Source organism: Blastomonas sp. CCH9-A1 (assembly GCF_001557175.1).
Taxonomy (GTDB): Bacteria; Pseudomonadota; Alphaproteobacteria; order Sphingomonadales; family Sphingomonadaceae; genus Blastomonas; species Blastomonas delafieldii_A.
Window position 1 is genome coordinate 16,027 of the sequence record NZ_LSHM01000015.1, and the last position, 20,606, is coordinate 36,632.

Consider the following 20,606-nt stretch of genomic DNA (forward strand, 5'->3'; position numbering starts at 1 on the left):
TTGTTGACTAGCCTCCGCCAAGCGAAACGAACAAGGTTGCGCGGTTCTGTAGCCAGGCACGCCGCGTTGCGAGCAACTGCTGTTCCGCGCTGAAAAGATTTCGCTCGGCATCAAGGACTTCGAGGTAGTCGGCCACGCCTTCGCGATAGCGCGCCCGCGCGATCCGTGCGATTTCAACCTGCGCATCGCGCGCCCGTTCCAGCGTGGCAATCTGTTCGGCGAGATATTCACGTCCGGCCAGCGCATCGGAGACTTCACGGAACGCCTGCTGGACGGTGCGATCATAGGTCGCGACCTGTTCGACCTCCAGCGCCTTGGCCAGATCGAGATTGGCTTCGCGCACGCCGAAATCGAAGATTGGCAGCGAAATTGACGGGCCGAAACTCCAGCCCAGCCCATCCCCATCGAACAGATTGCCGAGGCTGGCGGAAGTAAGGCCCGCGTTGCCGGTGAGCGAAATGGAAGGGAAGAACGCGGCGCGTGCGGCCCCGATATTGGCCCGCGCCGCCCGGAGTTGTTCCTCCGCCGCGATGATATCGGGCCGGGCGAGCAGCAACTCTGATGGCAACCCGGCCGCAAGCCGCCGTTCGTCTGCCTGCGCGGCCAGTGAGAGCCCCTGCGGCAGGGCGTCGGGCGCGACACCGCCAACCAGAACGGCAAGCTGATTGCGCAACTGCGCCAGCGCCAACCGCTCGCTTGATATCTGCTGTTCGGCCTGCGTCAGCAGGGTTTCCGCCTGGCGATAAGGCAACGCAGACGTAACGCCGGCATCAAGCCGCAGCTTGGCGATCTTCAGCCCTTCCCGTCGGCTAGCGGCGGTCGCTTCGGCCAGAACGATCTGTTCCTCGGTTTCGATGATCTCGAAATAGGTCGTGGCCGTGTCAGCGATCAGCGAAAGGTAGAACGCTCGCTGGTTGGCCACCGTTGCAAGATAGCTCGCGCGCGCCGCATCGCTCAGGTTTCTGACGCGGCCCCAGAAGTCGAGCTCGAACGCGCTGACACCGACGCCAATGTCGTAGCGGTTGAACGTGAAGGAGGTGGGTAGATTACCGCCACCGGCACCGAAGACAGGGTTTCCGGCCGTGGCTTGCCGCGTCCGCGTACCGCTGGCCGTGGCAACGAGATTGGGCAGACGTCGGCTGTCTTCGATACGGAACTGCGCACGCGCCTGCTCAATGCGCGCCGTGGCGACCATCAGATCGCGGTTGTTCGCCAGCGCGGTGGCAATCAGGCTTTGCAGGCGCGGATCACGATACCACTCGCGATAGGAGAGTTGCGAAGCGACGAGGGTGCCGTCGGGTCGATAGGCGGGATCGAAAGCCGGCGCGGTTGCTAGCGCAGGACGCGTATCATCCGGTGCGAGATTAACGCAGCCTGCAAGCAGGGTCGAGGCCAGCGCGAGGGGGATCAGGCGGTTCATTGCGCGAGCTCCCCATTGCGGACTGGGCCATAGGGCGGAACAGGTTCGGCAGGCTTTTCGTCTTCCCTGCGCCCGATACGGCGGACCATCAAATAAAGCAGCGGGATCAGGAAGATGCCCAGAACGGTCGCCGCGATCATGCCGCCCAGAACGCCCGTGCCCACGGCAATGCGACTGGCGGCACCCGCGCCGCTGGCCAGCACCAGCGGCACCATCCCCATTGCAAAGGCAAGCGAGGTCATGATGATTGGCCGAAGCCGCAGCCGGGCGGCCGACCTGACCGCATCCAGCGGAGATTCGCCGCGCTCTTCCTCCTCGATGGCGAATTCCACGATCAGGATCGCATTCTTGGCAGCCAGACCGATGATGGTGATCAGGCCGACGTTGAAATAGACATCCGCCGAAAGCCCGCGGAGCATCGAAAACAAGACCGCGCCCAGCACGCCCATCGGCACGATCAGCAGTACGGCCAGCGGGATCGTCCAGCTTTCGTAGAGCGCTGCCAGCACGAGGAAAACGACCACCACCGACAGGGCTAGCAGCAGGCCAATTTGACCGCCCGCCTGCTTTTCCTCGTAAGACACACCGGTCCATTCAAAACCGATGCCTTGCGGGAGCTCTCCGGCGAGCCGCTCCATCTCGGCCAGCGCAGCGCCCGAGGATTCCCCCGGCGCTGCCATCCCCGACAGCGTCATCGCCGGATAACCGTTGTAGCGCGCAAGGCTGGCGGGCGCGGCGCCCCATTCGGCCGAGGCGAAGGCGCCGAAGGGCACCAGCTCGCCTGCCGTGTTGGGAATCCGCAACGCCAGCACGTCATCCGGCGTCATCCGGAACGGCGCGTCGGCCTGCACCAGCACTTGGAGCACCCGGCCTTCGCGGTTGAAATCATTGGCATAGGCCGAACCGAAGGTGATCGACAGCGCCGCGTTCACATCCGTCATCGAGAGACCGAGCGAGCGGGCCTGCACCCGGTCGATCTTGACGTCAACTTCGGGGCTCGGCCCCTGATCTTCGGGTCTGAGGTTGGCGATCACGGGGTTTTGCGATGCCGCCCCCAGCAACTGATCGCGCGCCGCGATCAGAGCTTCGCGACCCAAGCCGCCGCGATCCTGCAACTTCAACGTAAATCCGCTCGCCTGACCCAGGGACTGGATCGCGGGCGGTTGGATGACGAAGGCGGTCGCGCCGTCATTCTGCATAAAGGTTCCCATCGCCTTTTGCAGCAGCGACCCGGCGCTGCTTTCAGCCGCTGTCCGTTCCCCCCACGGCTTGAGCGAGGCGAACATGAGCGCATTGTTCTGGCCCTGACCAAAAAAGCTGAAGCCGCGCACAACCACAAGGCTGCGGACTTCTTCCTGCGCCAGCCAGAAATCGGTGACGGGTTTCAGCGCCTCGTCCATCCGTTCTTCGGTCGCGCCGGGAGGGGCTTGCACCGCTGTGATTAGGAAGCCCTGATCCTCTGTCGGCAGAAAGGCGGTGGGCAGGCGGACGAACAGGAGCACGGTGACAGCAACCAGCGCGAGGAACACCGCACCTGCGCGTTTGGGGCGTGACAGGATACGCGTGTTGGCGTTGTCGTACTTGCCTTCCATCTGGCCAAACCAGATGTTGAACTTGCCCAGAAACCGCCCGGTCAGCGCCCGCCCCCGCGAGCCCCATCCACGCCAGCCCCGCTGTGGCGGAGCATCAGGCTCGGCCTCCGGGGCGTTCTCTGCATGGCCATGGCCGCCCGCAATCGGCTTAAGGAAGGTCGCGCACAGCGCCGGGGTGAGCGACAGCGCCAGAAGCGCCGAGAAGAAGATCGCAATCGCCAGCGTCACCGAAAACTGGCGGTAGATGCCGCCGGTCGATCCGGGGAAGAACGCCATCGGCACAAACACCGCAATCAGCACCAGCGTGATGCCGATGATCGCGGTGGTGATCTGGTCCATCGCCTTGCGGGTCGCCTCGAGCGGAGGGAGGCCTTCCTCGCGCATGATCCGCTCGACATTCTCGATCACGACGATCGCATCGTCGACCAGAATGCCGATCGCGAGGACCATGCCGAACAGCGAGAGGACGTTGATCGAAAAGCCGAACAGCCACAGCCCCAGACATGCCCCCGCCAATGCAATCGGCACCACCAGCGTGGGGATCAGCGTTGCGCGCCAGTTCTGGAGGAACAGGTACATGACCAGAAACACCAGGACCATTGCTTCGACGAGTGTCTTGATGACCTCGTCGACCGACGCTTGGACGAAGGGGGTGGTGTCATAGGGGATTGACCATGTGACGCCGCTCGGCAGACCGGCCTCCAGTTCTGCTATCCGCGATTTCACACCTTCGGCCGCAGCGAGCGCGTTGGCGCCGGTGCCAAGCTGCACAGCCATGCCTGCCATCGGCGTCTCGTTGAGCGTGGTAGATGTGGCGTAGCTTTGCGCGCCGATTTCAATCCGGGCAACCTCACCCAAGCGCACCACGGCTGCGCCCGTATTGGCCCGCAGGATGATATTCTCGAACTCCTCGACAGTGCTGAAGCGCCCCTCACTGGTAATCGTGGCCGTGATTTGCTGGCCGGCAGCGAGCGGCTTTGCCCCGATTGAGCCACCGGCAATCTGGGTATTCTGTTCGCGGATCGCGTTCAGCACTGCGCTTGGCGACAGATTGTAGGAGGCCAGCGCTTCGGGATCTAGCCAGATCCGCATAGCGTAAGCCGAGCCGAACAGTGTGATATCGCCAACCCCCGGAACCCGCCTCAGTTCATCAATTACCTGACTGGAGGCAATATTGCCCAGATCCGTGCTATTCAGATCGCCGGTTTTCGACGTCAGCGCGACGATCAACAGGAAGCCGGCATTGGCCTGCCGTACTGTGATGCCCTGCTGGCGCACCTCTTCGGGCAGGCGCGCTTCGACCGTGCTGAGGCGGTTCTGCACCTCGGTCTGCGCAATGTCGATATCAGTCCCGGCCTCGAAGGTCAGCGTTATGCTCGCCGTGCCGTTCGATGCACTGGACGAGGCCATGTAGAGGAAGCCCTCGACCCCGTTGAGCTGCTGTTCGATCACTTGCGTGACGTTCTGTTCCAGCGTCTGCGCATCGGCACCGGGATAGACCACGCTGATCGTAAGCGATGGCGGGGCGACCTCGGGATATTGCTCGATCGGCAGGGCCCGGAGGGCAATGATACCGGCCAGCAGAATGCCGAGCGCCACCACCCAGGCGAAGATGGGGCGATCGATGAAAAAGCGCGCCATGGATCAAAGTGCTCCGGTGACTGGTGCGGGCTTCGCTGCGGCAGGTTGCCTTGCCGCAGCAGGGCCCTTGACCGCCTTTACCGGCACACCAGGCCGCAGCTTCTGGAGGTTGCTGACGATGACCACGTCGCCTGCCTTCAGCCCGCTTTCCACGATCCAGTTGCCATCAACCAGCGCGCCGAGCTTCACCGGGCGCGGTGCGACCAGTCCCTTGGCGTCGATCACGAATACCGAACCGCCCTGTTCGGACAGTGTCACGGCACGCTGCGGTACGGTGATGCCCTGCTTCAATTCGCCCACGAACAGCTTGGCCCGAACGAATTCGCCGGGGAGCAGTACCCCCGAAGGATTGGGAAATTCGGCGCGAAGGTCCACGGTCCCCGTTTCTTCGTCGACCGAAAGGGCGAGGAAGTTGATGTAGCCGGGGATGGGATATTCGCTGCCATCGGTGAAGGTGAGGCGGACCTCGACCCTGCCATTGGCATCGAGCACGATCTGGCCCGCGCTGATGGCACGGCGGATCGTCAGAACCTCGCTCGCGGCTTGGGCGAAATTGACATAGACCGGCGCGGTCTGCTCGATCCGCGTCATCAGCGTGCCTTCGGTCTGGCTCACCAGCGCGCCCTCGGTAATTTCCGCCCGGCCGGCCCGGCCGGCAATCGGCGCGCGCACCGTCGTGTAGTTGAGCTGGAGCGACGCGGCCTCCAGCTGGGCGCGGATCTGCGCGACATTGGCTTCGGCCTCGCGCGCGGTTGCCAGCGCGGCGTCATATTCCTGGCTACTGATCGCGTTCTCAGCAACCAGCGGCTTGTAACGTTCCACGACCGCGCGAGCATTGCTTTGCGTCGCGCGCGCGATCAAGTGCGGCCTGCGTCTGCGCGTAGCTTGCACGCAATTCGCGCGGATCGATCCGGAACAGCGGCTGGCCTTCGGCGACGTTGGTGCCCTCTGTATAGAGCCGTTTCACCACGATACCGGTCACCCGGGCGCGCACTTCGGCCTGACGCACCGGTTCCACCCGCCCGGGCAGTTCAATCACATTGGGGATCGCCTGACTGGCAATGGTTACAGTCTGCACCGGAATCGGCTGAGGCTCTGGGGGAGCCTGCTCGCCTGAACACGCAGCGATCAGGAAGCAGGCGGCAAGGCCGGTGCAAATGCGATTCATCGGGAGAGGTCTTTCATCTGGTATTTTGTTGCAGATGCGAAGGTGTAATGTCCATTACATGAATGTCAACAGGGTCCCAATAATCGATTGGCGATGGTGCAACTGCGCTCACAGTTACGCGAAAACACTTGTGATGGACGCCCCTGAAAATTGATCCTCAGCCATACTCCGTGATCGGAAAGTTAAGCTAGGCGGGCTGGATTTCTCACCCGCGTGGCGGCTGCGCTCTATTATGTGAGAAGGCGAGACGGGAGAAACGGAGCTGAAAAGGCCGTGCTAGCTTGCGCGTGAGCGTCGACCCTTCGGCTGCGTGCAAGCTATAGGAGCACCTCTCCGCGCCGAAACAGAAGCTGCACTGCTCTTCGCTATGTTGGCGAAACTGGCTACCATCAACTGTCTCATGGGGAACAGCATGTGAGTGAGCAAGAATTACGAGACGGCCATCATACTCGGTGCGCCGAAATGCGGGTCTGCTCCGCGCAGTTCTGCGTCTGTGAATAACTCAGCCGCAAGCAGGCGAGCGTCAAGCGGACAAGAAAGCGCCACGAAAAAGGGCGCCCCCTCACCGGAGCGCCCTTATCTATTTTTAATGTTTCGTTCGCAGCGCAAGGACGATCACCCGGAGGGGCAATCGCCTCACAAACATCAGAACTCGAACAGCGCTTCGATACCGATGTTCCGGCCGCGCATCAGTGGCGTGAAGGTGCCGGCGGTCGGGTTGGGGCCGAACGGCTGGCGCACGCCGGTCGAGTTCGGGCCGCCGAATGGAACCTGCGTATCGCCGCCTTCCTGCACCTGATCGAGCAGGTTGCGACCATAGATCGACAACGAGAGGCCTTCGACCGGGGTTTCCCAAGTGATGTTGGCTTCAAGGTTGTCCAGCGAGTTCAGCCAGCCGAGGTTGTCATCGGTATAGGCTGCCTCGTCACGGTACTGGTAGTTGATCCGCGTCAGGATCGAGCTGTTGCCGAGATCCCATTCGTGGATCGCGCCAAGGCCGACCGTGATCGGGGGAACGCGCGGCAGGCTCAGCGCCAGATCGGTATCGTTGATGAAACCGTCACCCGAAATATCGAACAGCACTTCGTCATATTCGGCATCGATGATCCCGATATTGGCGGTAAAGGCCAGCGAATCCGAGACGCGCATGCGCGCTTCGGCTTCAAAGCCCATGATCGTCGCGTCGGCGGTATTGAGAATGTTCTGCACGATTCCTGCACCCGGATCGGCCAGGTTCACTTCGCGCTGCATGTTGCTGACCTTGGTGACATAGGCCGCGGCATTGAGCGTGAACGAACGATCGGCCGTCTGGAACTTGCCGCCGATCTCGTAGTTGTCGACCTTTTCCTCATCGAAACCGAGTAAGCCAGTCTGGTCAAAAGCCCGATTGAACACTTCCACGCTGGTAATACGGAAGTTGTAGCCGCCCGAACGGAAGCCGCGGCTCCAGTGTCCGTAGATCTGACTGTCGGCGAATTCGTACTGCAGGCCGACCTTGGGAGAGACGTTGCGGAAACGAATGCGGTCGGTGAAGCCGTCCCTTTCAGTGGCGGGGTCAAACGGCTCCGTGCCGGTCGGGCAGGTGCCCTGAACGAACGAACAGGGCGCGCGAGGCAGGATGTAGGTCACGCCTGCATCCTTGGTTTCCTGGTTCCAGCGTATCCCGGCGATCACCGACAAGGCATCGGTCAGCTGATACTGGGCATTGGCGAACACGCCGATAACCTCATGGTCCTGAGCCCCACCGCCAAAGAACACCGGCGGTTGAAAAGCTGGCGGCAGGTCACGGCGCAGCGCTCGGGTTTCAGTATAGGCGAGATCCTGATTGAAGTAGAACCCTCCGATCGTCAGATCGAGGTTGTCGAATTTCATCGCATAGCGCAGCTCGTTCGAGAACTGCTCTTGTGCTGTTTCGGTTTCGGAGTGGAAGAGGAAAAGAGGGGTCGCGTCAATATCGCCAAGGGTCGTAGAATCATACTTGCGGTAACCGAACACGTTGGTCAGCGTACCGGGGCCGATATCCATCGTCGCGGTGAGCGATCCGGTCCAGATTTCGTTGGAATAGGCGCCCGGCTCATCAATCGAGAAATCGAAACTATTGCGGTCAAACAGGGCCCGGTTCTGACTTGAAGGGCCATCGCCATCGCTTTCGAAGTAATCGAGCTTGCCGAGCAGGGTCAGGCCGCCCAGGCGGGCCTCAAGCGCGCCGCGCAGAATCTTGGTTTCCGCCGCACCATGGTTCGAACCATCGAACAGGTTGGTGAAGTAACCTTCGTCCTTGTTGTAATAGGCGCCGACCTTGAACAGCAGCACGTCTTCAACGATCGGGCCGCTGATCACGCCGCTCGCCGTGTAGTTGGGGCCGCCCCGGCCGCCATCGAGCGCTGGGCCATCAACTGACGCGCGGAACTTGCCGCGGAAATCTTCGGTCGGGTTGCCGGTGTTGATCACCACCGCGCCGCCGGTCACGTTGCGGCCGAACAATACGCCCTGCGGGCCGCGCAGGATTTCAACGCTGTCGAGGTCGAACAGATCGAACACCACGCCGCCGTTGATGCCGAGATAGACGCCGTCAACGAACACGCCGACAGTCGGGTCGATCGAGGGGATCGACGAGTTGATACCAAGTCCGCGAATGCTGAAATTCGCCGTGCCCCGCGTGGTGCCAACATCGTCCAGGCTTACGGTCGGTGCCTGAAACGACAGGCCCGAGATTGTGCGGATCTTGTAAGCTTCCAGCGTGTCAGAATTGAACGCGGTCACCGCGATCGGAATATCCTGCACGTTTTCCGGGTCACGCGTCTTGGTGCCGGTGACGAGGATTTCGTTGATGCTGTCCAGCGTGCTGGCGCGTTCTTCCTGTACAGGCTCTTCGGCATCCTGCGCCGATGCTGCGAACGGCGCCAAAACTGCGGTGCCGAGCAGCAGTGCGAGTTTGGCCATCCCCAGCTTGGTGGGCATCCCAGTTCCGGTCATGTTTTATCTCTCCCATTTTTCAGCCTTAAAGAGTGGATAAAGAGTCTCCATTTTGCAACCTATCTTTCTCTCCATGCCCACTCCGGTCGGCATGTCGGCCCTGCGATGGTGTTTTTCAGCCACACTCCCTTGTTGAAGGCTGCCTTCTCTCGCTGCATCCGCCACCGCACAGAAGACGAAAGGGGAAAAGATTATTTCTGCCGTCAAAGGCAATGTCACAGCTTGCTTGTCGGATTGAAACAGCAGCCTATGTTTTGAAACGGGCCTTGAGCTCCGTAGCTTCACGACAGCTGAGGCGCAGGATTGAATGCCTAACCGGCCTTCAATTATAAATCTGCCTTGAAAAGAATATTACGCTCTTAAAGAGCCTCAGTGTGCAAGATCAGATTCATAGCGCCATGCATTCTTGCATCGTGCGCCGTAAAACTGTTGCAGAATTGTCGAGCGATGCTTCACCTTCTGGGCGTCCGTTGATGCGAAGCATAACTGTCCCGCGCTGCTGCATCAAAAGGCTGACGAGCTCCGTGCCCGACAAACCGCCGATCCACTGCGTGCCGGTTGCGTTGACGCGCTGAACGGGAATGTTGACGAGGCGCCCGGAGAAATTCCAAGCCACCGACATAGTGCTTCCAGTCGCGGGCTTGTTAAGCAGAATTGCCATGAAGGGCTTGCCGCGCTCGCAATAGAGACTGAGTGCTTCAATATTGGGCGATGCGGCAGCGCTGACATAGGCGATGGGAGCGCGGCCCTGCACCGGCACCACTTCCCAAGGGGTGCCAGGTAGCGGCACCGCCGTTTCCGGCGGACTATCGTCCAACATCCTTTTGATGTCCGGCGCCACCTCAAGCCGCGCTCCGTTGCCTGGAGGATAGACAGTAAGCTTGCCCCGCTCCCAAAGTCCTACCTGCACGTCACGGCGTGCAGGGTCGAGCATGATGTAGGCCTGTTCGACACCGCCTTGGTGAGGAGCGTTGCCGGACAGATAAAAATATCGTCCGGCGCGCTGAAGGGGCGAGACGACGGACAAGTTAGTCCGCAGCACAGCGAATTTCGTTCCCAACCGAACCTTGAGAGCGTCTGCCACAGCGCCCTTCTCAAACATGTCTATGTTGTCCTTCGCGAAGTTTCCCGGATATTTACCGACGAGACTTGCAAGGTTGTCCCAGTCTGCCGGAATTCCATTCGCGGCAGTGGTCGCCTCAGGCTGCGGCGGCGATGACGTGCCCATAGGAACGCTGCGCTTGCAGAGGCTCAAGAGACCGGCGCCCGTAAATGTCGCATGGAAGGGGTTCGCGCGCTCTCCGCGCGGAAGGTCGGACTCAAAGCGGATGACGCCGGGCTTCTCATTGTCATTGACGAACATGATCACCCGGCCGAAATCGTCCTTGCTTATGGGGAAGGGAAAGAAAACCGCGGTGATTCCGTCATAATTCGGCCCCATGAAGCTGATGGCATACTCGACACGTTGCTGCCTTGCAGCGCGGCCATTGGCGCGAAACGTAATGCCGTTTTCATCGATGATGACGCGGGGTTCCTTCGAGCAGTCGCCGTCCGGGCCATAACTGCCGAAGATATTCTCGAGCCCCTGACCCTTGAGGCTGGATAGCGGAAGCGCCTGAGCTGTTGAGACAAAAAGCGGACCAAAGCCACCGGCCAAGAAAGCGATTCCCAAGAGGTAGCTTTTGATTGTGGTTACAAAAGGCATATCTATCTTCTCGCAAATCGCAGCAAGGAGGTTTGATGCCGTAATCGGCGGCGATACCTAATTTAATAATGTGTTTTGCCACCTGCTACAAGACGGCAGCTCACTCGTCTTTGAAGGGAATCTTGGCGCTGCTTGACGGCCTTAAGATAGGAACTATGACCATACGCATACGGGACCCAGCCCCGGCGACATCGGAATATTGGCTCATAAGAGTACTGGGCCGACGATTGCATCATTCCACAAAAGCTCCCGGCACTGCCCCGCGTGCGACGTGTACGTGCGCATGTTTGCTGACCGCCCACCGATTAAAAGCGTGATGTCCAGCGTTGCGTCAAAAAACACTCGGTCGACCCAAAGCTGCCCTCCGAAATGTACCTCTATACTAATCCTGCAGCCTTGATGAAGAAGTCAACGCGTTTACGCAAACGCTCAGGGGATTGATCCAATCCGGTCCCGTGACTTATCGCCTGTGTGTGAAGATCGCCCACAAAAAGTCCCATGAACATTTCCGCCAAGAACTGTGGGCTTTCTTCCATTGCGATCTCCTCCCTCTGCCATTGTTCAAATAATGACTCGAGAGCATTGCGGGTTTTCGTTGCCGTGCGCGCGAAAAATCGACGGGAAAATTGTGGATCACTGATGCTTCGCGCCATCACAATTCGAACGAGGGCCACCAGGTCTGGATCAAGAAAGTGCACCTGAAGGGCTTGAGCCAGGTTGTGCAAAGTTTGTTGGGGCGAGCTCTTATTTTCTTTGCCGTGGCGAATGAGAGCCTCCCCCGAAGCGGCGCTTTCAAGGACCACAGCTTCAAGCAATCCGTCCTTGTTGCCGAACAGCTTGTAGATTGTCGCAAGCGAACCTCCCGCACGCTGAACGATATCATTCAGCGTCGTTCGCTCGAAACCTTGGCTAATGAAAAGCTCACGCGCGGCGACGATCAGCGCTTGGCGGCGATGGCTTAAACGGCAAAAGGTAGTCGAGCCTATCATGTTACGCGACATTCTACATTCCAGTAGGCTTGGCAATGGTACGACAATCAGGGCTCCGTTCCGGTTGAACGCCTTTCGCGATGAGGCGGACGGGTACAAACCTAAACAGTCGCTCTTCTCGTCCCCAGATATGTGGACAAAGCGAACTTCGTTAACAAGACCTGTCCAAGTGAGCCTGGTCAAGAGCCGGGAATAGCGTGGCGACATCGCGTCACAGGCTGAGCCCGGTGAGGGGATACCGGCGAAAGATGAAGGGGGCATGGCGTACGAGCGCAAGGTTCGGAGCTTCGCCGTCCTGCCAGCTCCCTTCGAAAGCTTTGCACATATTGCTCGCTGCAAAGGTCGATCCGACAGCAATTTATGGTCCCGTTTCATCGATAGATCCAGCAAGGAAGGGGGTGCTGACGCTTTCTGCCGGGAGGGATCCACAGCCCTTGCGGTCTGTCTTGGGCATGCTGCCCCCCGCTTACCCATCGCGGCCTGCCCGCGGCCTTTAACATTAACAATGACAAGATGAAGGGCGCGATGGGAATGCGTCTAGGAAACCCGCTTGCCCGAAACTGGTTCTGCCGAAAAGCAAAATGCCCCAAATGGCATGATTGGCCGGCACGATATTTCGGCGATCACAAGGCTTCCAAGCATGTCTGACCTTGTCGCAGATTTGTGGTGAGGCGCGAGTTGGAGTGGGTGAAACCCGACCGAAAAGTGACTGCGCAAGATAAATTGATAAGACCCTTTACCATTCCGACAAATGGTGCGACATTTGCCTCAGAGGTGATGCAGAAGTGTGTTCGTGTTGCCTCTCTCCACACTAGGGGCAGTCCTTGGGGCTGCCCCTAGTGTGGAGCTGATATCAGAGGTGGCATACCCACCCTAAAAAAACAGAATTTCCAGGGGGAGATGATGATGAAGAGCAAAGCTTATTGGCTGGCAGGTGCGGCGTTGGCGGCAATGCCGCAGATATCGAACGCACAGGACAGCGCACCTGATGACCAGATTGATCTCGGGAATGTCATTGTTGTAACCGCACAGCGTCAATCACAGAGCCTTCAGGATGTTCCGATTGCCGTCAGCGCATTCGATGCCAAGGCACTCGACAGCCAGCAAATTGAAAATGCTGCTGATCTTCAACTTACCTTGCCCAACGTCTCCTTCTCGAAAGGCAATTTTACTTCAGCTTCGTTCACTATCAGAGGTATCGGTGATTTGTGCGTAGGGGTCACCTGTGACGCCGCGACCGCGATCCACGTCAATGGCTCTCCCTTATTTGGAACGCGACTGTTCGAAACGGAATATTTCGACCTCGAACGCATAGAAGTTTTGCGCGGACCTCAGGGAACGCTGTTTGGCAGAAACGCAACCTCCGGGGTTGTAAACGTGGTGACTGCAAAACCTGACCTCTCAGGATTCGGTGCAAGCGGCCAGTTTGAATACGGAAACTTCAACAGTGTCGAAGCGCGGGGCATGATCAACGTGCCCATCGGAGATACAATTGGAGTTCGGTTGGCCGGGATCTATGTAAATCGCGATGGCTTCACTACCAATCTGTTTGACGGATCGAATATCGATGATCGCGACATGTATTCCGTGCGCGGTTCGCTGCGTTTTGAGCCCGGCCCCGACACTACAATCGATCTTATGGGGTATTACTTCCGCGAGAAGGATAGTCGTCTCAGGAACCAAAAGCAGGCGTGTCAGCGCGACCCACTCGGGGTCTTGGGGTGCCTGAACAATCGACGCGATTTTGATAGCACAAACGCAAACTCAACCGTCGGCGCTACGCTCAGTTCATCCGAGTTTTTCGCTATCCAGGGCATCCCTTCTGTGCTTGGGCTTGGCAGCCTTTATGGTCCCGATGCGTTTGCAAGCTTTGATGAACCCGACGACGTTAGATTGGTTAATACCGCATACAGGCCCTTCTACTTTGCTGATGAATTGCAGGTACAGGCACGGCTTGAACAGAATATTGGAGATCTGAGGCTGACTGCTACTGGTCTCTACCAGGACACCCAGGTCGATTCCCGCCAGGATTATTTTCTTGGGATCCAAAATCGATCAGGATTTGCACCGGCACTAAACACCCTTGCTTTTTTTGGGGCCAACGGTCTGCCGACCGGTCTGGCTCCCCCAGGCCCAGCCTTTGTGCCGGGCTCAGCTGCCTATTTTTCTCCCATCGCCACGGCTCTCTTCCCAAGCGGGCCGCAGGGTGTACTGTGCACTTCAGATAATGACGACGGAAACAGGGGCGCGTTTGAGGGAAATTCGCGGTGCGCGGACTCGCCACTGTCCTTCGACCGCTCTACGGAACGGCGCAAATCATGGAGTGGCGAAATCCTCCTAGCGAGCGACTTCGATGGGGCGTTTAACTTTCTACTGGGCGGAATCTATGCTCGGTCCAAGACGACCGACAACAGCTACTACGTCAATTCGTTTGCTCTTGATTACGCCAGTTCAATTTTAGGATCCTTTGGATCTTTTTCCGGAGGCTTGCCTCCTTCATACTTCGCCACATCGATGTTCAACAATAATTCAATTGAAGCGAATCTCGAAAGCTATGGTATCTTCGGTGAAGTGTATCTCGACCTTACTGATCGCCTGACGTTTACTGGCGGCCTCCGATACAATGATGACACGAAGGATGTGACGGCGCGCACAACTTTGCTCAGCTTCTTCAATCCTTACGCGAACGACGGTGACCCGTTCGATACTCCCATCACGCCTCTTGTCGGGCCGTCAGGCCTCTTTGACGCAGATCCGGGTCTGCTGGGAGAGCAGTTGACGCAGTTTCGCGATGTCAGCTTCAACGAGATTACCGGTCGCGCTGTCCTCGACTTTGCGATCACGTCGGAAAATTCGGTTTATGCCTCTTATTCAAGAGGATACAAGTCTGGTGGCATCAACCCGCCGCTTTCTCCGATCTTTTCGATTACTGAAAGCTTCGGTTCGGAATCGATTGATGCGTTTGAAATCGGATCAAAAAATACCTTTGCCAATGGCGCGCTACAGCTGAATGCCACTGCGTTTTATTATAAGTATAGCGGCCTTCAATTAAGCAGGATTGTTGCGAGAACTTCTGTGAACGACCAGATTGACGCAGATATCTGGGGCGTTGAGCTTGAGTCCGTCATTCGGCCAGTTAGGAATGTCTTGTTGAACATCACCTTCAGCTATCTCAACGCCAAGGTTGCAGGTGATCAATTCTTCTCTAATCCTCGCGATCCAGGCGGGGGCGATCCCGATGCAGTAATCATCAAGGATATCAGTAACGGTGCGCATTGCGCTGTCACCGGACCAGGCCCTGGCGTGGCAGATAGGTTCGTTACCGCTGTTAACGGAGCCCTTGGGCTACGTCCTCCAGAAGAGTTTCCGACGGACGGAAATATTGCTTCGAGCGGCGCTTTTGGAATTTGCTCGGCTCTGGCCAATGCCGTCCCCGACAACAGCGGCATTCAGGTGCTAAGCCCCGGAGTTGAGGTAAACATAAAAGGCAATACCTTGCCTCAGGCGCCAAATGTAAAGGTCGCAGTGGGAGCGCAGTACACTGCAGAATTCGAGAACGGTATGACACTTGTGCCGAGGTTCGATCTTGCTTTCACCGGTAAACAATATGGTAATATTTTCAACGGCAGGATCAACCGAATAGACTCATTTGTTCAAGCTAATGCCATTTTGCAGCTAAATAGCGCTGACGAAAGATGGTTTGTAAGAGGCTTTGTTCAAAATATATTTGATAGCAACTCAGTTACGGGTCTTTACGTCACTGATGCTTCATCTGGAAACTTCACCAACATATACACTCTTGATCCTCGTCGTTATGGAATAGCGATCGGAGCCAATTTCTGAGGTAGGACATCGTTGCTGCGCGTACGCATGCTATGCGCTTTCCTAGGAAGTGGGTGCCAAGGCTAGCGTAGCTCAAAGGATAGCTTAGAGCGGTTTTCGATCATTCCGGGTCATACCCGCAGGAGCTGAAGTAGTTGGCGCATTCTGCGGGCTTGAAGATGTCGACGAGCCTCCCGATGAGATCCCACAGGCTGCCGACTGTTCGCTCACCGATCTTGCGGAGCATGGCCTTGAGGCGGGAGAAGACCTTTTCGATAGGATTGAAGTCGGGGCTGTAGGGCGGCAGGAAGTGCAACGTTGCGCCCGCCGCCTCGATCCGGTCACGGACCGAAGCGCGCTTATGGCTGGACAGGTTTTCCATGATCACAACGTCGCCGGGCCGCAGCTCCGGCACCAGCACCTTGGTCACATAGGCCTCGAACCAGTCCCCGTTGATCGTAAGCCTACGGTGAGTCTTTCAATTACCCACAAGTGGTTGGGCGGCGAGCTCGACGCCAAGTCGGATGTCCATGAGCCGAGTCCAACCTCGCCACATGATCATGCTGCCGGGCGGAGGGTCGTGTCGTCGACCGAGATAGCCGCCCAGGCGCGCGATCTCGGTCAGGTACGATGAAATCGGCGGCACGTTTGCAGTCATTCTCCCGGCGCGGGCAGCAATTCGATCGATGATCACGGTCTAGGTGGCGGCCAGTGCGGACCCGGGATTATCATTGGGGCGCGCTCTGTTCAACGTTGTAAACCAGAAGATCCGCGAGCCCAGAATGCAGAGTATGGCGATCAAATTGACCATTCTCTCGGCCGCACGCAGCTTCAGTTTCTCGGCATTGAAGCCGGACTTGAGGATCGGGAAGAATGGCTCGATCTTCCATCTCATCGCGTACCAGGCCATTTTCTCGATCGCCTCGCTGGCGGTTCCGACAGGTCGATCAGTGAGCAGCTTCCAGTCGATCGGTTTGCGCCCCTCAAGAGGGTCGACCTCTATGGCGTGGATCACGGTCAAGTTCAGTGGTCGGTAGCGCCGCGCTTTGCCAATGGGCGGAAGAACGTCGATGCGCTTGTATTTTTGGGCCAGTTTCACTCGGCTACCGTCGGCTATCTCGAACTGGTGATGTCTCTCAACAGCGACCTCGGCCATCTCGGCCGACACGGTGTGCTTGCCGTCGCCGGCCAGACGATCAACGCAGGTGCGGACGACAAAGTGGGTCCCGAGCTCCTGCGTCGCGGAGTAGAATTCATAGATGTCGTTCTCGCGATCGCCGACGTGAACGATGCGGGCGGGGTCCCCTCCGAGCAATGCCGTTTAGCCGAGCATATTATCGAGCCAGCGGATGCTCTCTTTTGTCTCGATCGGCACCCGGGTCTGGTTGACCTTGCGTTTGAGCGCCAACAGCCCCTTGAATTGTGCACGGCTCCAGAAGCGGGCGGCCGTCAAGCCGAGAGGGAGCCCTTCAAGCGTGACGGCAAGACTGGCATGCATCATCACGCCGCAAACCTTGTGCTGGCGCCAGCGGCCTTCCTTGTCGCGCCCGCTGTTCACCTTCTTGGTGTAGCCGATGCTGTCTGGCGCTGATCGCTGGTAGACGAATTCTGTGGTGTCCTGCAGCACCAGCAGGGTGCCATCACAGCTGGCTGCACGACGCGCCGTCGCCTGGAAATGTCCAGCCAGAATGTGCTCTTCGGTGACCGAGCTGTTCGACAAAAAGCGGTTTGCCGCTTTTGTGTTCGCCCAGTCTTCGCACGCCAATGGCAGCGGCTGACCTGTTGCGCTATCCAGGCAGCACATCAGTTTGCGCAGCCGATCACCAAGCCGAGTATCGCCGAACCCGGTGTTGTCTATTTCTCCGTCAATCCAGGTCTCGCCTTCATCTCGGTCGTTCGTCATGGCACGCACCCCGCAAGTTCCGTGCCTGAGCAGGAATCACAGCCGAGTCAGTGGCTTCAACCGTAATGCACTCACGGGAATCACGCGTGCGACCACTTGTGGATAATTGAAAGACGGTGAGTACCGCGGTTCAGGCAGCCTGACGCTGGACCTGAGCGGGTCGCCAGTTCCAGGGGAGCAGGTCGGCGAGCTGGCTCTGTGGGATATCGGCGATGCGGCCGAGCACATCGGCGAGCCAGGCTTGGGGATCGACATCGTTGAGCTTTGCGGTGGCGATCAGACTGAGCATGAACGCAGTGCGCTGGCCGCCGCGATCAGAGCCGGCAAACAGCCATGATTTTCTGCCCAAGGCGATCCCCCTGAGCGCCCGTTCTGCAGCGTTGTTGGACAAGCAGATGCGGCCATCGTCGAGGAAGGCGGTGAAGGCAGGCCATGCCTTGAGCATGTAGTCGATCGGCGACGGGGCTGCTCTTTGAGAGCTTCGACCGGTTGTCGCGGAGCCATGCTTCGAGATCGGCAACGAGGGGTGCGCTGTGTTCCTGCCGGGTGGCGAGCCGCTCGGCGACCGATCGACCATTGATCGCGCGCTCGATATCAAAGATCGCATCGATCCTGCCGACGGCCTCGACGGCGATTGGCGAGATGACGGGTGCCTTCTTGCGGCGCTTCTTGAGCTGCGTGTCGAGATCAGCGAGCTCGAAGAAATAGCGCCGCGCATGGCTCCAGCACAGCGCGCGTGTCAGCGGTGCCGGGATCCGATCGGCGCGGAAAAGCGCATTGTATCCGGCATAGGCGTCGGCCTGGAGAATACCTGTCCAGCTGTGCAGATGGCTGACGGGATGTTCGCCGCGCCTGTCGCGGGAATAATGGAAGATCGCCGCATGTGGAGCTGGACCGCCAAAAGGCTGATCGTCACGGACATAGGTCCAGATCCGGCCTGTATCGGTCTTCGTCTTCGCCAGAACCGGGACTGTCGTGTCATCGCCATGCAGTCGCTCGGCGGCCAGGACATGCGCTTCGATGAGGCGGTAGAGCGGCATCAGCGCCGCGGTGCAGGCTCCAACCTGATCGGCAAGAGTCGAGAGGCTGAGCTCGACACCTTCGCGGGCATAGCGATCACGCTGGCGGTTGAGCGGTTGGTGCGCGCCGAACTTCTCGAACAGCAGCATCGCCAGGAAACCGGGGCCGAACAGTCCGCGCGGCGTGACATGGAAAGGTGCCGGTGGCTGAGTGATCTTCTCGCAATCCCGGCACGAGAACTTCTCTCTGACGGTCTGGACCACCTTCCACTGGCGGGGAATGACCTCGAGCGTCTCGGTGATATCCTCACCCAGCTTGCACAGGCGATCGGAACCACAGCAGGGACAGGACTCTGGCGCAGATATGATGACGCGTTCGCGAGGCAGATGATCGGGCAATGGCTTGCGTGCGGGCCGCTTGCGTTCGAACGGTGCGACGTTGGCTGAGGCGGCGGCCAGGGCTGCAAAGACCTCGCCCTCGCTGGCTGCGGCCTCGCACTCCTCGAAGGCCAGCTCCATCTGGTCGATCAGCTGGCGGGAGCGTTCCGAGCGTTGTCCGTAAAGGGCGCGGCGCATCTTCTCGTTCTGCAGCTCGAGAAGGGCATTGCGAGCTTCCAGATCAGCGTTGATCGCCTTGATGCGGGCCACTTCTGCGGCGACTTCGCGGGCGGCGACAAGCTGCTCGCGAAGGCTCTAGATCTCTGCAAGGCTTGCATCCGCCATGGCCAAAGCCATAGCATAAAACCCCCGGGATCCCTAGCTTTTTAGGCCATCGACAGCCACTTATCCGGCGACGGTCGGGCGCCATGTTGCCTGCGGATTACGCCAGTCGATGCCCTCGAGCATGCAGGCAAGTTGCGATGCAGAAATCGCACAGACGCCGTCGGTTGCCGATGGCCAGATGAACCGGCCTCGTTCGAGCCGCTTGGCATAAAGCGACATGCCCACGCCATCGTGCCAGATCACTTTGCACAGGTCGCCGCGCCGTCCGCGGAAAATATAAAGATCGCCGACAAACGGATCACGCCCGAAGCTCTGCTGAACCTGCAAGGCAAGGCTGCGCATGCCGCGCCGCATATCGGTATGTCCTGTCGCAATCCAGATCCGGACACCGGAAGGAACTGGGATCACGGCTTCACCGATCGCAGGACCGCCGCAGCCAGACCTGGAGATACGCCTGCCGGGATCCGCACGATCGCACGCTCAAACTCCACGATGATCGCAGTCCCCGCAACAGCAACAGGCGCAGGATCAGGCTGCACCTGGACCTGCGCAAAGCCGTGGCCAGCCCGCTCGAGCTGCCGCCGCCAGCGATAGATCTGACGAGGCCGAATATCAGCCAGACGGGCAACCCTAGCGACGTTGGCGCCCGGTGCTGAAATCGCCGCCACCAGCGCATGCTTCTGCTCATCTGACCAGTGCCGCCGACGCTGAACGCCCGAAATTACCGTCACCTGACGCATGGCACCGTCTCTAACACCGGTGCCTTCTCGGTACGCCGCCAAATCAGCACAAGGCGGCCCTCACCACAGGGTTACCGTTGATCGGGCCGTCGAGCACCATCGGCGCGATCATGCCAGTCATGCGCATGCCCGCCACCAGAGTGGGGTCGGTACACAGAACGGACCCAGATATACGCTAAGGTTTTGCCGTGCCTTCGACGGCGCGCATCTGGCGAAGCGGTCTGAGCGCGGTGGATGGCGCATCGGGATCGGTCCAGAGGTAATCGCCGGTGAGATTGATATGCTGCCAACCGAGCGGTGATAGGTGTTGCAGCAGGTCCGGCGGGACCGGCCGGCCGAGGTTGGCGAGATGCATCCGGGCGGCTTGCAGGTAGAGGGCATAGCGTGGGAGGTACGCCAAGCAACGCTAAGGACGAACAATACCGGAACGGCGTGCAAGGGCATCACCTGCGGAGGCCGATGATGCCCAGCTCTTGCCACATCCACGTAAAATCATAGGTAGCCATTGGCTCGCCGACCCCGGATTTTGCTGCGCCATTCTCTATATATTTGAGCCAGTCGGCCACTTTCGCCCGGCCAGCCTTCGTGCGGGCCAGAGCGCGCGGCGTCTTGTTGCCAAGGGCAGGCACCGCTTCATCAAGCGTTTTGGTATATTCGCGTGTCAGCATATCATGAACGATGCGCTCCATTTCGTCCGGCGGGATATCGAGCGGCTCTTCCTGCGGAGCGCGGGCGGCGTCATCAGCCATGAACTGGGCCAGAGTCCGGATTTCGGTCATAGGTGTGCTCACGCAATCACCAAGCCATTCGCCCATTTGCGCAATCGCTTTCTCCGCACGGGCGGCACTATTGACCTCAACGATCAGTTTGCGTCCCGCCAACTCGACATTGGCGAAGACGGGTGTGCC

Annotated in this window: 12 protein-coding genes and 4 pseudogenes; 1 reads left to right on the forward strand and 15 read right to left on the reverse strand. The window is 59.0% G+C overall.

Features of this window, described 5'->3' with window-relative positions:
- Positions 1–7: 7 nt before the first annotated feature.
- The 7 genes from AX725_RS05640 to AX725_RS05665 all read right to left on the reverse strand — a co-directional run bounded on the left by AX725_RS05640 (position 8) and on the right by AX725_RS05665 (position 11,503).
- Positions 8–1,420 carry an efflux transporter outer membrane subunit gene (locus AX725_RS05640; protein ID WP_082737537.1) on the reverse strand — a complete coding sequence of 471 codons (1,413 nt, stop codon included), beginning with the start codon at positions 1,418–1,420 and terminating at the stop codon, positions 8–10.
- Positions 1,417–4,653, reverse strand: coding sequence for a multidrug efflux RND transporter permease subunit (locus AX725_RS05645; protein ID WP_066115236.1), 3,237 nt, complete (start codon positions 4,651–4,653; stop codon positions 1,417–1,419). Before AX725_RS05645 ends, AX725_RS05640 begins: the two co-directional genes overlap by 4 nt.
- A 3-nt stretch (positions 4,654–4,656) precedes the next feature.
- Positions 4,657–5,475 carry an efflux RND transporter periplasmic adaptor subunit gene (locus AX725_RS05650; protein WP_231733274.1) on the reverse strand — a complete coding sequence of 273 codons (819 nt, stop codon included), beginning with the start codon at positions 5,473–5,475 and terminating at the stop codon, positions 4,657–4,659.
- Positions 5,447–5,821 (reverse strand): biotin/lipoyl-binding protein, encoded by a 375-nt coding sequence (locus AX725_RS21465; protein ID WP_231733275.1) that lies wholly within the window; start codon positions 5,819–5,821, stop codon positions 5,447–5,449. Before AX725_RS21465 ends, AX725_RS05650 begins: the two co-directional genes overlap by 29 nt.
- Positions 5,822–6,466: 645 nt before the next feature.
- Positions 6,467–8,797, reverse strand: coding sequence for a TonB-dependent receptor (locus AX725_RS05655; RefSeq protein WP_231733276.1), 2,331 nt, complete (start codon positions 8,795–8,797; stop codon positions 6,467–6,469).
- A 388-nt stretch (positions 8,798–9,185) separates the two neighbouring features.
- A complete protein-coding gene (locus AX725_RS05660) occupies positions 9,186–10,502 on the reverse strand; it encodes an Ivy family c-type lysozyme inhibitor (RefSeq protein ID WP_202184370.1) in 1,317 nt (438 codons plus the stop codon).
- Positions 10,503–10,879: 377 nt separating this feature from the next.
- Positions 10,880–11,503, reverse strand: a complete 624-nt coding sequence (locus AX725_RS05665) for a TetR/AcrR family transcriptional regulator (RefSeq protein WP_231733277.1) — start codon at positions 11,501–11,503, stop codon at positions 10,880–10,882.
- Positions 11,504–12,397: 894 nt separating this feature from the next.
- Between AX725_RS05665 and AX725_RS05670 the strand changes: the two genes are divergently transcribed.
- Entirely contained in the window at positions 12,398–15,334 is a 2,937-nt protein-coding gene (locus tag AX725_RS05670; protein WP_156442107.1) for a TonB-dependent receptor, read from the forward strand.
- A gap of 100 nt (positions 15,335–15,434) precedes the next feature.
- Here the strand turns inward: AX725_RS05670 and AX725_RS05675 are convergent.
- The 8 genes and pseudogenes from AX725_RS05675 to AX725_RS05710 form a co-directional block, all read right to left on the reverse strand.
- A pseudogene (locus AX725_RS05675) lies at positions 15,435–15,770 on the reverse strand (transposase); the annotation flags it as partial.
- Between the two features lie 240 nt (positions 15,771–16,010).
- Complete coding sequence (locus tag AX725_RS21215) at positions 16,011–16,628, reverse strand: transposase (protein ID WP_202184371.1); 618 nt, start codon at positions 16,626–16,628, stop codon at positions 16,011–16,013.
- Between the two features lie 6 nt (positions 16,629–16,634).
- On the reverse strand, positions 16,635–17,216 hold the full coding sequence (locus AX725_RS21220) for an IS4/Tn5 family transposase DNA-binding protein (RefSeq protein ID WP_202184372.1): 582 nt from the start codon (positions 17,214–17,216) through the stop codon (positions 16,635–16,637).
- Positions 17,217–17,346: 130 nt separating this feature from the next.
- Positions 17,347–18,928 (reverse strand): annotated as a pseudogene (gene tnpC, locus AX725_RS05690) (IS66 family transposase); the annotation flags it as partial.
- Positions 18,929–19,018: 90 nt separating this feature from the next.
- Positions 19,019–19,366: an IS66 family insertion sequence element accessory protein TnpB gene (gene tnpB / locus AX725_RS05695; RefSeq protein WP_066115255.1), complete on the reverse strand. Its 348-nt coding sequence runs from the start codon at positions 19,364–19,366 to the stop codon at positions 19,019–19,021.
- Complete coding sequence (locus AX725_RS05700; protein ID WP_082737541.1) at positions 19,363–19,698, reverse strand: transposase; 336 nt, start codon at positions 19,696–19,698, stop codon at positions 19,363–19,365. Before AX725_RS05700 ends, tnpB begins: the two co-directional genes overlap by 4 nt.
- Before the next feature lie 175 nt (positions 19,699–19,873).
- Positions 19,874–20,071, reverse strand: a pseudogene (locus AX725_RS05705) (Tn3 family transposase); the annotation flags it as partial.
- Positions 20,072–20,141: 70 nt separating this feature from the next.
- Positions 20,142–20,606: pseudogene (locus AX725_RS05710) on the reverse strand (DUF2384 domain-containing protein); the annotation flags it as partial.